This window comes from Bacteroidota bacterium, assembly GCA_008933805.1.
In the GTDB taxonomy this organism is placed as follows: domain Bacteria; phylum Bacteroidota; class Bacteroidia; order UBA8524; family UBA8524; genus SB11.
The window spans coordinates 170458-184214 of the sequence record WBUH01000009.1; the positions used below are offsets into that span (position 1 = coordinate 170458).

The 13757-nt window shown below is 41.8% G+C and carries 11 protein-coding genes; 5 read left to right on the plus strand and 6 right to left on the minus strand.

The genetic code is table 11. The annotated features are described in order from the left end of the window. Nucleotides 1–6: 6 nt before the first annotated feature. From F9K23_10730 to F9K23_10745, 4 genes are all read right to left on the minus strand, one after another. Nucleotides 7–513, minus strand: a complete 507-nt coding sequence (locus F9K23_10730; protein ID KAB2915722.1) for an SRPBCC domain-containing protein — start codon at nucleotides 511–513, stop codon at nucleotides 7–9. Further along, entirely contained in the window at nucleotides 514–1947 is a 1434-nt protein-coding gene (gene dnaA / locus F9K23_10735; protein KAB2915723.1) for a chromosomal replication initiator protein DnaA, read from the minus strand. 69 nt (nucleotides 1948–2016) lie between these two features. Beyond that, nucleotides 2017–2961 (minus strand): bifunctional metallophosphatase/5'-nucleotidase, encoded by a 945-nt coding sequence (locus F9K23_10740; GenBank protein ID KAB2915724.1) that lies wholly within the window; start codon nucleotides 2959–2961, stop codon nucleotides 2017–2019. Next, nucleotides 2939–3724 (minus strand): hypothetical protein, encoded by a 786-nt coding sequence (locus F9K23_10745; protein ID KAB2915725.1) that lies wholly within the window; start codon nucleotides 3722–3724, stop codon nucleotides 2939–2941. Before F9K23_10745 ends, F9K23_10740 begins: the two co-directional genes overlap by 23 nt. 281 nt (nucleotides 3725–4005) lie before the next feature. On the opposite strand from F9K23_10745, the gene F9K23_10750 reads away from it, so the two are divergent. The 3 genes from F9K23_10750 to F9K23_10760 all read left to right on the plus strand — a co-directional run bounded on the left by F9K23_10750 (nucleotide 4006) and on the right by F9K23_10760 (nucleotide 7968). Beyond that, nucleotides 4006–5556 (plus strand): redoxin domain-containing protein, encoded by a 1551-nt coding sequence (locus tag F9K23_10750; protein KAB2915726.1) that lies wholly within the window; start codon nucleotides 4006–4008, stop codon nucleotides 5554–5556. 111 nt (nucleotides 5557–5667) lie between these two features. Then, the gene (gene kynU / locus F9K23_10755) at nucleotides 5668–6942 is read left to right on the plus strand and encodes a kynureninase (GenBank protein KAB2915727.1); all 1275 of its coding nucleotides are present in this window, start codon (nucleotides 5668–5670) and stop codon (nucleotides 6940–6942) included. A gap of 105 nt (nucleotides 6943–7047) precedes the next feature. After that, entirely contained in the window at nucleotides 7048–7968 is a 921-nt protein-coding gene (locus F9K23_10760; GenBank protein ID KAB2915728.1) for a DUF4349 domain-containing protein, read from the plus strand. A gap of 6 nt (nucleotides 7969–7974) precedes the next feature. Here the strand turns inward: F9K23_10760 and F9K23_10765 are convergent, their stop codons facing one another. Both F9K23_10765 and F9K23_10770 read right to left on the minus strand, forming a co-directional pair. Further along, entirely contained in the window at nucleotides 7975–8973 is a 999-nt protein-coding gene (locus F9K23_10765) for a DUF4249 family protein (GenBank protein KAB2915729.1), read from the minus strand. Between the two features lie 85 nt (nucleotides 8974–9058). Next, nucleotides 9059–10051: a DUF4249 family protein gene (locus tag F9K23_10770; GenBank protein KAB2915730.1), complete on the minus strand. Its 993-nt coding sequence runs from the start codon at nucleotides 10049–10051 to the stop codon at nucleotides 9059–9061. A 149-nt stretch (nucleotides 10052–10200) separates the two neighbouring features. Between F9K23_10770 and F9K23_10775 the strand changes: the two genes are divergently transcribed. Together F9K23_10775 and F9K23_10780 are read left to right on the plus strand one after the other, a co-directional pair. After that, nucleotides 10201–11280 (plus strand): hypothetical protein, encoded by a 1080-nt coding sequence (locus tag F9K23_10775; GenBank protein KAB2915731.1) that lies wholly within the window; start codon nucleotides 10201–10203, stop codon nucleotides 11278–11280. A 212-nt stretch (nucleotides 11281–11492) separates the two neighbouring features. Continuing rightward, the coding region (locus F9K23_10780) for a hypothetical protein (protein ID KAB2915732.1) at nucleotides 11493–13757 on the plus strand (2265 nt) is incomplete at its 3' end.

A 13757-nucleotide genomic window follows, 5' to 3' on the forward strand; every position in this document is an offset into this window, starting at 1 on the left:
GATTAATTACCAACCGCTGTCGTACCTAATTCCGTGTTCCAAATAAAACTTCATCAGGGTGATGGCTTCGCCCCAACCGATAGCGCAATCCAATAATTGCCACATGCCTTTATCGGTAGGCAGGTAGCCTGTTTCAGTTACTGTAATCTTTGTTTTATTGTCTTTGGTTTCAAGTGTAAATGTCACCGTCGTATCGTGTGAGCCCTCGTGCCATTTAAAGGAAAACTCTTTATCAGGTATTGCACTAAGTATTGGACCGGTTTCAATTCCGTTGGCTTTGTAGGGGCCGTTCATTGTCCAAACCAGTTGTATTCTTTTGGTTTCCAAATCCAAAACAGTCCCGTCTGTAAACCAACCGTCCCAGCCTTTTCCTGTGGTAAGGGTTTCGTACACTTTTTCAATAGGGGCATTAATAGTAGCCACGTGCTTAATAGGGGGTAGGGTTTCCATATTCCAAAAATAAAAAATGCTGCCTTTGCGGGGCAGCATTCTTATACTTTTATAAATAAACACTTACATGGTGTTTATTTTAATCCGTTTAGAGATTTCTTCAACATCTCCGCGGAATTTTTTGTCAGTTTCAATCAAATCATTCACGGTTTGGCAAGCGTGTATCACAGTACTGTGGTCACGACCACCAAAGTGCATACCTATGTTTTTTAGCGAAGCCTTGGTAAGGTCTTTGGCAAAGAACATTGATATTTGGCGAGCCTGAACAATTTCGCGTTTACGGGTTTTTGATTTCACTTGGTCAACGGATATGCCGTAGTAATCGCATACCAATTTCTGAATGTAATCGATTGAAATTTCACGCGATACATTCTTCACAAAGTTCTTCATCATCTGCTTGGCCAGCTCAATATCCACTTCTTTGCGGTTAAGAGAGGCTTGTGCAAGCAATGATACCAATGCACCTTCCAGTTCGCGGATGTTGTTGTCTATATTATGGGCAACATATTCCACAACGTCGTGGCTCAATGATATACCGTCGGCATACATTTTATGCTCTAATATAGCCACGCGGGTTTCAAAGTCAGGAGTTTGCAAATCAGCACTTAATCCCCACTTGAAGCGAGACAACAGGCGTTCGTCCATATCCTTCAAATCTTTTGGAGGACGGTCAGAACTCAATATTATCTGCTTACCGTTTTGGTGCAGGTGGTTAAAAATCTGAAAGAATATTTCCTGAGTTTTTTCTTTTTTGGCAAAAAACTGCACATCATCTAAAATCAATACATCAAGGTATTGGTAGAAGTTGATGAAATCGCTGTTGTTGTTGTTTCTAACCGATTCAATAAATTGGTTGATAAACTTCTCAGCCGATACATATAGAACAAACTTATTCTTATTAAGCTGTTTAATATGGTTGCCTATGGCATGCAGCAAGTGTGTTTTTCCCAAGCCTACACCGCCAAATATCATAAGGGGGTTAAAGGCTGTGCCGCCGGGTTTATTAGCTACTGCAAAGCCCGCACTGCGTGCAAGACGGTTACAGTCGCCTTCAATATAATTCTCAAAGGTGTAGTTTGGATTCAGTTGCGAGTCAACATTAACTTTTCGCAACCCGGGTATCACAAACGGGTTTTTAATGTTTGTCCCTAAGTTAAGAGGCATACCTACCTCATTAGGGTCAATTTTTGCCGCATTGCTGGTGGGCATGTTAATAGTGTACGGATTGTTCCCTGCCGTGTTTTCAACAATAATGTTGTACTCAAGGCGAGAGCCTACGCCCAACTCTTGTTTAAGAGTTTTGCGCAACAGGGTTACGTAATGTTCCTCCAACCATTCATAAAAGAACTGGCTGGGCACTTGGATGGTTAAAACTTTGTCCTCAAGTTTAATTGGCTTGATTGGGTCAAACCAAGTTTTAAAACTTTGAGGCGGGACATTGTCCTTAATAATTTTTAAACAGTTATTCCATACTTCTTCTGCGGTCTTTTCCGTCATAGGCTCTATTCCTCCGTTCTGCTAAGGGTGTGTAAAATTGTTTTAAAAATAGTTAACAAAAAAATTTTTTTACGTTGACTTTTCGGAAACTTTTAACATAGTGCTTTGCGGGTTAGTGGCGATTTCTCCCGAAACCATTGTAAAATCAAGCCGTCCCAGCATGATGCCCGCCCAGCCTACTTGGTTAATTAAAACCGGCTTTCCGTCAAGGTTTGTAATGTTTACGGGGCTTTCCATAAAAGTATGGGTGTGGCCCCCTAGTATAACATCGATGTTTCTTGAGTTTTTTGCTAAAAATTCATCGGAAACCTTGTCATCACTGTATTTGTAACCGAGGTGCGAAAGTAACACAACTACGTCGCACTTTTCGGTTTTTTTTAAATATTCTGCCCAAAAGTTAGATTTTTCCACAGGGTTGGTGTAGGAGAGTCCATTCCACAGTACATTGGGAACCAGTCCTTGTAAATCAATCCCAACGGCTATAACTCCTACTTTTACTTTTCCTAATTTAAATACCTTATACGGTTTAAAAGTATCTTTCAAAGCAGTGTTACTAAAGTCGTAATTACTGTTTATGATACTGAAACCCGCATGAGGCAACTGTTTTTTCAACCCGTCAATGCCGCCGTCAAAATCATGATTGCCCAACGTAGCGCAATCGTACCCCATTTCGGTCATCAATTTAAACTCAACTTCACCTCCGTAAAAATTAAAATACGGTGTGCCCTGAAACATATCACCGCTGTCTAATACCAATACGTGTTCGTTTTCACTGCGAATTCTCTTTATCATGGCAGCCCTATAAGCCGCCCCGCCCAATCCTTGGTATTTACCCCCGTCCATCGGGAAGGGTTCAATACGGCTGTGCCAATCGTTGGTGTGCAGTATAGTAAAGGTAGTTAGCCCATCACTCTTAGCAACCGCCTCTAACGGAAACTTGCTAAGGGCTACGGCCATTCCCGCACCCACCACGTTGCGTATAAACTCTTTTCTATTGAATTGTGATCCGCTCATCAGGTTGTGGGGTTAATGCACCGTTTACTGCACATATATTATATATATAGTCCATTACCATATCGCGTATGGTAATGCCTGTTTTATATTCTTTAACTACACCTTCTTTAAACATGGTGTAGTTATCACCGCCGGTAAACAAAAAGTCGGTTGTGCACACTACATAGTTCTTTGTGTAATCAACGGGTATATTATTATAAGTAGCTTCAACCAGTTTGTTGTCTTTTATGGTAAGCTTAAAACCGGTAATGGCCTCGCCGCCTTTTGCCGCAATTTGTTCAAACACCTTTTTCAGGGTTTCGCCTTTCACTTCAGCGGCCACAACCATATTATCAAAGGGTAGTAATTCAAATATTTTTCCTTTGGTTATCTCTCCTTCCGGTAGCATGGGCTGGCGTATGCCCGATATGTTGGTAAATGCAAAATCGATATCGGTTTTAATAATACGTTGGGTTTGGGTTTTAAGTATATCAGCAATAAAATTTCCTAAAGTTCCATTGGGGCGCGTATTAGGCATATCAACCGATGTACTGCCTATTACCACCTTCATTTGTGAATCAAGCTTCAGTTTGTAAGGAGCAATAAGAGCAAGGATACCACTGTCGGGACGGTTAAGGCTATCAAGAGTATTAACCCGCTTGCCCGCAGGACTAATCTGCTGTATAACATAATTGCGTGGCTTGCAGCCAATAGCTGCAAAAAGCAGCAGCAACGGCACTATGTATAGCAGCTTTCTCATTTTATATTGGCTACAAAGAAGCATTTTTTGGGTTAAAATAATATTAGCCCAGTGCTAAAACTTAGCCGAAGTTGTTTTTTGAAGGGGTGAATCTGCAAGTAGTGTATTTGTTGAGCGGGCTTGCTAAAACAATATGCAGGGAAGGATGGAAGATTTACACATATTAATTAGTAAACCGCTTACGGCTAAAACCACCTGTTTTGTATAATTTTCAGGGGATAACACAAACTGGCAAAAAAATTGCGGCAGTGTTGTATGCAACGCATTTCGCTTTTGCTTAATCTTGAAAAAAGAAACCGTACTAGATGAAGAGAGTATTACTACTAACCGCAATCATTTTTTCGATGGCAACTGCTGCTTTTGCAGGTGATAAGCCGTCGTACAACATTAAAATCCGTATTAAGGGGTTAAAAGATACCTTGGCGTACCTTGCCCATTATATGGGCGATAACACGTATCTGGCCGATTCTGCCCGAATGGATAGTAAAGGTTGGGTAACGTTTAAGCGTGATACCACCCTTGAGTGCGGTATATACATGATTGCCGTGAACAGGGTGAAATTGTTTGAATTTGTAGTAAGTGAAACTGATTTTACACTGGAAACCGACACTGCCAACTACATGATGAGCATGAAGGTGAAAGGTTCTAGGGAAAACGAAATCTTTTTTGAATTCAACCAATACACCTATAAAATAGGGATGGAAGAGGAGGAACTGAAAAAGCGTGCTAAAGAATGGTTGAACGACCCTACCAAGCGTGATACGGTAACTAAAATTAACGATAGGATTAAGGGCATACCCAGAGAGGTGTATGCTTACCGTACTGATTTTATAAAAAGGTACCCCAATGCGGTGCTTACCCAGTTGTTTTTAGCAATGACAGAGCCTGATGTACCGGATGCACCGATTGGTGCTGACAGTAATTGGCAGTATTATTACTATCGCGACCATTATTGGGATAATGTGAACTTTACCAGCGGTTGCGTACTACGCACTCCTGTATATCAAGGTAAGTTGAATCGCTTTTTAGAGAAAGTAACGGTGCAACACCCCGACTCGTTGTATGCTGCTGCGGTAAGTGTAATTGAAAGAGCGAGGCCAAACAAAGAGGGATTCCGTTTCACGCTTGTTCATATTATGAATAAGTACCAAAACTCACAGTATATATGTATGGATGGTGTGGCTATAAGGTTGGCGGCCAAGTATTACAACTTTAACGATTGTTATTGGTTAGACTCTACAGAGATAATACGTACCCGCAGCAATGCAGAATCGTATTTACCCTCATTGTGCTTTATGCCTGCTCCTGAGTTAGAAATGTTCGATTCAACTCTTCAACGTAAAATAAACAAGATTGTTGACCGTGATACCAACGAAGAGGTGAGGGGAAGAAACTTAGGCATTTTGTTGAGTAAGGAGAAAACTACCAACCTGTATGATGTGAAAGCTGACTATACGGTATTGGTGTTTTGGGATCCGGATTGCGGCCATTGCAAAAAAGAAATGCCGATTATTAAAGGCTTCTATGATACAGTGAAGGCACGCGGTGTTGAAGTGTATGCAGTAGGTGTAGAGCAGGATATGGATAAATGGGCTCAATACATCCGCGATAATCAATTGAAATGGATAAACGTAACCGATGTTTGGAACATTTCACAATTCCGTAAGTATTACAATCTTACCAGCACACCACAAATTTTCTTGTTGGATAAAAACAAGATGATTATGGCCAAACGCTTAGGTGCTGAGCAACTGAAAGAGGTGTTGTATAACGAATTGAAACTGCCTTATACAGCCCCTCCGAAGAAAGACGGAGAGAAAGACGGCCATAGCCCTGATGACGGGCACGGACATTGACACACATTATGAACACAACCCTGATAATAAGCCGATGCATCCGCATCGGCTTTTTTGTTTGGGTCAACTCCTTTCATACACAAAATCTAAGTCTTAATTTCGCGCCCAGTTATGGCTAATTACGAAAATACCCGTGAGTTTGCTGCCCGTATGGATAGCAGCGATACGTTTGCAGGATACAGAGACCGCTTTTATTTCCCTCAGCACAATTCTAAAAATGTAATCTACCTTACAGGTAACTCATTGGGCTTGCAGCCCAAAACCGCCCGCGCTTTTGTGGAGCAAGAGTTTGCCGATTGGGCAGAGTTTGGCGTTGAAGGACACTTTAAAGGCAAAAACCCGTGGTTCAGCTACCACCATTTTTTAACTGAAAATGCTGCAAAAGTGGTAGGTGCATTACCCAAAGAAGTAGTGGTAATGAACAACTTGACTACCAACCTGCATTTGATGATGGTGTCGTTTTATCAGCCCAAAGGCAACCGTTATAAAATAGTGATGGAAGCGGGCGCATTCCCCAGCGACCAATATGCGATGGAAACCCAAGCACGTTTTCACGGCTATAATCCTGATGACGCTATTATTGAGTTAAAGCCCCGTGAAGGAGAATATACCCTTCGTACCGAAGATATATTACAAACTATTGAGGCCAATGCTGACAGCATAGCCACCGTAATGATGGGCGGTGTAAACTATTATACCGGACAGGCTTTTGATATGCAGGCCATAACAGCAGCAGCTCACAAAGCAGGTGCAATGTGCGGTTTTGATTTGGCGCACGCAGCAGGTAATCTTCATTTGAAACTACACGATTGGGACGTTGATTTTGCGGTATGGTGCAGTTATAAATACCTGAACAGCGGACCCGGCGGTACTTCGGGGGTGTTTGTAAACGAACGTCATTGCAACAACCCTGAGCTAATCCGTTTTGCAGGTTGGTGGGGTCACGATGAAAACGAACGCTTCTTGATGAAAAAAGGGTTTAAACCCACACAAGGGGCACAAGGATGGCAACTGAGCAATGCACAGGTATTCCCAATGGCTATACACCGCGCATCATTGGAGATATTTGCCGAAGCCGGTATTGAGAACCTGCGTGCAAAAAGCGAAGCCCTTACAGGTTATCTTGAGTTTATTCTTGACGGACTTACCCAAAGCGGTAAGCATACATTTACCATCATCACCCCTCGTGATGCTAAAGACAGGGGATGCCAACTATCGGTATTGGTAAAAGATAACGGACGCAAGTTGTTTGATTACCTAACCGAAAACGGAGTGATTGCCGACTGGCGCGAGCCCAACGTAATCCGTATGGCTCCTGTACCATTGTACAATAGCTTTACTGATATTTACGAGCTGGGACAGGTGATGCAGGGCTTTTCTGCATAAATTTTCATTTTACCATTTACCTTTAGTCGATAAAAGGTATGTACAGGTCTAAACGGGTGAAATAATGCCCGTTTATAATACGTTGTGCCTGTAAACAAACCTTTTATGAATCTAATTACAAAAACCACCGCCATGGTGGCCTTGGCTGTTATTGCCTTGGGCTGCCAAAACAACGAAGCACCGCAAGAAGCCAAAGCGGCGCATGATTTAGGTGAAATTATTGCTGCTGACAGTGGAACTCCTCCCAAGCCTGAAACCTCAATAAGCCGCATGGGCTTATCTGATACCTCAAAGAAATTTATTGTAACCGGTGAACTGAAATTCAGGGTGAAGGATGTGGTAAATGCTACGTACGCAATTGAAGACCACGCAACAAAAGCAGGTGGGTATATTACTGATACCCGTTTGCGTAGTGAGGTCTCACAAACCAGCCAAACTCCTGTGAGTGCAGACTCGTTGCTTGAAAGCACCCATTACACGGTAACCAATACAATGACTGTGCGAGTGCCAAAGCAGCAGTTAGACCCATTTTTGAGAGGGATTGGTCAGGTCGTTGATTTTTTTGATTACCGCATTATTCATGCAGATAATGTAGGTTTAAAGTTGCTGTCAAATAACCTTGAGCAAAAACGACTAAATAAGTTTGCGAATAGACCTAAAAAAGATGTAACAACGGCAGACGGACCTAACGGATGCTACGATGAGGAAAGCAAACTAAGTAAGCTGATGCAAAGCGATGAAGCCCTTATTGAGAATATGCAGTTGAACGAGGATATACAATATAGCACCGTACAACTCGATTTTTACCAAAACAGTACCGTGATAAATACCATCATAGCCAATCCCCAAAGTGTAAAAGCCTATGAACAGGGTTTTGGCACTCAACTGCTACATTCATTACAATACGGTTGGGGCATGATACAAGCACTGTTGCTGTTTTTGGCTCGTTTTTGGGCAGTATTCTTACTTATTGCTGTAGCATTTATGGTGTACAAACGGTTTAGCAAACAGCTTGTAATTAAGTAATACCGCTTATTGCAGCCTAAAGTTGAGCTTGCGCGTAATTTGATTATCCCTAAGCAGTTTTTTTGTACTATTTCCAATAGTAACCCCTTTAATAATGTATTGGTTTCTGCTTGCAAATAAGCCCAAATTACCATCGCTTATGTTGGTGTATTCGGGCTTTTTTTGCATTACCATGGTGTTAGGACGTATAATATCATGGTAATATTTATACTCTTTATCGGCGGTCCAGAATATAAAATCCAATTTGGCAGGTACCCTGTATTTGGCAGGTAATACAGGTAGGGCATCAGCAAGAAAATAATAAAACGGGGTAATTTTTAGAAAGAGTTTTAATTCAACCTCCGGTTGCACAACATAGCTTTGCAGCAGCGGCCAATCAATGTATTTTGAGGCAGCCACAAGTTGACCCGTAGCGCTGTCGTACTCATCCCAATAAAAGCGGATGATAATATCATTCATCTTTGCATTTTGGGGTGTAACGTATTGCATCCGCACAGGTCTTGCAGTGTCTAAAATAAAATCGGTTGTAGCAGGGTTGGGAACAATGGGCTTTGGAAAACCCACCAAGCGGGTTTCAGCAATGGCAATTTTTTGGGTACGCTTATTAAATACAATCAGTTTATAGCGGTAGTTAATGTTTAGAGGGGCTTTAAAGTAATACACGTGACTACCTTCGGTGGCAAATATTCCTGAGTCTTTGGCTGTAAACTTCTTTTGCAGTTTAAAAGAGCTTCGCATAAAATGTCCGTCAAACTCTTCAATGGTCACCTCTACAGAGTCGTAGTATATCGAGTCTGATATTTTTGCTACGGTAAATGCACTCTCGTCACCGCTTAAAAAAGCTTTGTTAAGCCGTACATAGTGTTCACTATCGTTGGCATTAAGCAACCCGTAGATAATCATTACTTCCTTTGGATTGCCGTTAACATCCAAATCGTTTGAGCAGCTTGAAAACAGCCCGAAAAACAGTAAAGCAGAAATAATCGAATAGTAAAGTTTTAGCATCAAAATATCATAGTTTACACAACTAACGATACTTTATGCCTAAAGGTTTAAATGAGGTATGATGGAGAAAGACGGTAAATAAATATTACGGTCTGAATTTAAGCTTACGGGTAAGAGTATTTACTTGCAACGAAACCACTGTTTGTTGTGAAATACTCACCCCTTTGATAGTGTACAAGTTACGGCTGGCAAACAAACCGTAATTACCGCTGCTTATATTAGTATATTCAGGTTTCTTTTGTACCAAGCCTACGCTAGGTTGGTTCACACTGCGGTACAGGTAATATTCCTTATCCGCTGCCCAATACATAAAGTCAAATCTTTGTGGTACACGGTATTTGCCATTAATTGCAGTAAGGTTTTCTGAAAGGAAATGGTAAAACCCGATACCGGGTATGTTGCTGCGCATAGAACCTGATACAGGTACATCTTTACCTTGTAAAATAGGCCAATCAATAAAGTTATCAGACGATAATAATTGGTTAGAGGCACTGTCGTACTCATTCCAGTAAAAACGCAAAGTCAAATCATACAGCTTTGTGTTGGGTGCAGCTGTCCATGATAAGTTCAGGTTTTTTGCAGTATCAATAATGTAGTTGGTGGTAAAGTTACTGGGGCTTGATAAGGTAGGGTTCCCAATTAAAACTGTCTCAGCGGTTGTATACTTCTTAGAAAGCTTGTTATAAATCACCAGCCTGTACTTATACGCCATATCCAGTTTTTGCTTGAAGGTATAAACATAACTGCCCTCAGTTGCAAAAATACCGGTGTCTTTACCCACATAAAACTTAGTAAGGCGAAACGATTGGCGCATGCTGTTACCGCTAAATTCTTCTACAGTAACTTCAAGTGAATCAAAATATAAAGAGTCGGAAATTTTGGCTATCTCAAGTGCACTTTGGTTTTCGCTCAAAAAGGCACGGTTCACGCGCACATAATGGTCGGTATCGTTCACATTCAGTAAACCATACACCACCATAATTTCTTTCCAGTCGGCATTTGTATCTAAATCGTTAGCGCAACTTCCTGCAAACAGCACAGTAAAGGCCAGTAACGATATGGCTATAAATTTCTTCATCGGCTTGTATCAAAAACAATGTTACCCAACATAACGACGTTTTAACAGTAAAAGTTCTAATTGGGCTATTAAAAAATGCGGGCGCAAGCTATCACATTTTCAGTAATCTGCCTAACTTTTAATACATTTGCTATTCAGTAAAACCAATAATGGCAAGGATTTTAGCAACGCTAATTTGTATTTTTCAGCTAACGGTGCTCGTAAAAGCCCAGCAAACCGTGCTAAGCAATTTAGATGCAATAATTTGGGCCGATGAGTTTGACGCTACAAATACCAACTTGTGGCGGCAAAATACCAACGCCGATGAGGTGTTTATTATTCAAGGCGGCGAGTACATTATGTACCGTATGAATACTCAATCGTACGGATTGGTGTTCCCTAATGAAAAAATCAGTTTCACTACCCACAAAGCCGAGTTTAAAATTAAGCTGGACGAAGACAACGGTAAAAGTGCCAGTGCAGGGGTTGTAGTGATGGCGCAGGAAGACGGTAAGGGAGCATTTTTAATTGAGATAAACGGCAAGAAACAATACCGTATCAGTAAGTTTAACGGGTCAACCTTTAAGCCAATAGGCGATGGTTGGAAACGTAACAAAAACATTGCAGATAGGGGTGAGGACAATATTATTGCGGTAAGCATGGAGGAGAAGATGTATGATTTATACATCAACGGGGAGTTTATTACTGCATTTAGCGAGGTGTCTTACAAAAGCGGTAAAATAGGCTTGTACGTGGGGCCTGAAAGCAAAATGAGTGTCGATTATGTACGGATATACGTAAGTAACGACGAAAAGGAAAAGCTGCGCAAGGAGATGCAGAAGAAAAAACAGGAAGAAGATAATCCTGTGCTTACAGATGTAATCAGAAAGCTGCGTGAACAAATAGTGGCATTAGAAGTTGAGCGCGACAGTTTGAGGGTTGTAGTGACTGAGTTGTCTAAAAAAACGGGCGAAGGCAGTACACCTCCCAATACTCAAAAACTGAAAAACGAGAATAAAGAGTTGAAGGCCGAAATAGAACGCTTGAAAAAAGAGAATGCGGCACTAAACAAGGAGAATGAATATTTACGCGGGTTTAAAGAAACCATTGAAAACGGACAAGACGGCGATATTATCATCAACCTTACAGGAGCAATAGAAACTGAACGCCAACGCGTTGAGATTTTGGTGGATGAAAACGAAAAATTGCAGGAAGAGATACGTAAGCTGAAAGAACGGCTTAAAAATTAGTACTGTCGCGGCTTATTCATAAATTCCCACCAACACGGGTTTGAGGTAAACCAACCGGCTGTTGTATAAAAACAGGTACACTTTTTCATAAAATCAATACCTTCACCCCGTTCTGTTGATACACGGGGGTAAACAATTGGTCATCACCGCTTATATTTGTATATAAAGGACAACTATTTGACGCTATAAAGTGTCTTAAGAAGAAAGAGAACTTGCAAAAAGCAATCGTATATATATCAGTGCTTATGTTGCTGCTTTGCAGCAGCACTCGGTTGCTTGCCCAATATGAATTTATTGAAAACAAGGGTCAGTGGGATAATCGTGTGCAATACCGTGCCCAAGTGCCTGCGGGTTATCTTCATCTTGAAAAAAAAGGGTTTAACTGGTTTTTTTATGATGATGAGACTTTTGGCCGAATCATCCACAACCACAGCGGGCACAAAGCAGATACCCCAACTCCTCAAAGCTATAAGTATCATGTATTAAAAGTTGATTTTTTGGGGGCAAAAGATGCTTATACAACCATAGCCACATCGCCCACAATACCTTACTATAACTACTACTTGGGTAATGACCCCGCAAAATGGGCAAGCGGGGTAAAAGGTTATTACCGCTTGCAACTTCAAAATGTGTGGCAAGGGGTTGATATAAAAATGTACACCTCTCCCCAAGGTCTTAAATACGATTTTATCATTCAGCCCAATACGGCTGTTAATACCGTAAAACTAAAGTATAGCGGACAAGAAGCAATGGCTATTGAAAGCGGCAAATTGCTGGTAAAAACGTCTGTAAATACGTTGGTAGAGCAAATACCTGAAGCTTACCAATACATTGGCGACAGAAAGGTGATGGTTGATTGCAGGTACACACTTAAAAACAGTGTATTAGGATTTGAAACAGGTGATTATAATCCAGCCTATCCGTTGGTAATAGACCCTGTGTTAGTGTTTGTTACCTATAGCGGCTCAACGGCTGATAATTTCGGCTTTACAGCCACCTATGATTCGCGCGGAAGCTTATATGCCGGCGGTAACGTTACTGAGCCATACCCCATTTTGCCTAATGGCAAGTACCCCACCACAGCAGGGGCATACCAACAAACGTTTGCGGGGTCTAGCAGTACTAATGGCCCGTACGACCATTTTCCGTGTGATATCGGTATCAGCAAATACGACTCAAGCGGAAAGATATTGCTGTATGCTACCTATTTGGGCGGTACCGACAACGATTACCCTCATAGCTTAGTGGTAGATGCCGAAGATCGTTTGGTAATGCTGGGCAGCACCTTTTCTGATAATTTCCCTATAATTAAGAGCTGTTTTGATACCGCTAAACATAGTGGCGTAGGCAATGCTGATATAGTGGTGGCCAAGTTTAGCCAAGACGGTAAGGTGTTGTTGGGTTCTACCTATATGGGTGGTTCGGGTAATGACGGTATTAATGCAGGCAACTTAGTGTATAACTACGCCGATGATTTTAGGGGGGATGTGTACGTAGATATTCGCGGTAATGTGGTGGTTGCAAGCTGTTCACAATCAACTGATTTTCCGCAGATGAAACCCCATCAAAATGCTAAAAAGGCAGGGTATGACGGGGTGGTCTTTTTGCTCGATAGCTCACTTATCAACTTAAAATGGAGTACCTACATGGGCGGCAACGGAAACGATGCCCTATACTCTGTTAAAATAGATGATAACGACAATATAATTGTAGGAGGAGGTACTATCAGTGCCGACTTACCCGTTTCGTCAAATGCTCTTAACCCATCTTATCTGGGAGGCCGTTCAGATGGTTTCGTAGCCGTTTACGATGCGACCGATAATCACAACCTAAATTACCTTACCTACATCGGTAGTGCTGGGTACGACCAAGTATATTTTGTTGACATAGATAAAGAGAACTTTATATACGCCGCGGGACAAACCGAAGGAAATATGCCCATTAAGAAGGCTATGTACGGACAGCCAAACAGGGGACAGTTTATCCAGCAGCTTACTCGGGAACTGGATAGTTTGATTTTATCAACTACTATTGGTAATAGGATTAACAGCCCTGATATTTCGCCTACGGCCTTTTTGGTGGATAATTGCGATAACATATATTTCTCAGGCTGGGGAGCAGATATTTCATCTGCAAACCATGCAGGCAGTACCAACGGGTTGCCAATAACACCCACCGCTATACAAAACACTACCGACGGAAATGATTTTTGGGTAGGCGTGCTCACTCCCGCAGCGCAAAGTCTATTGTATGCTACCTATTTGGGGGGGACACAAACCGACGACCACGTGGATGGCGGTACCAGCCGTTTTGATAAACGCGGGGTAATATACCAAAGCATTTGCGGCAGTTGCCCGGGTCCTCGCAGCGGTTCAAGCTTTGTAAGCGATATGCCCACCACACCCGGTGCCGTGTACGAAACCAATCTAAGTCCCCGTTGCAGCAATACCTCGTTCAAACTGGATTTTCAGATATCG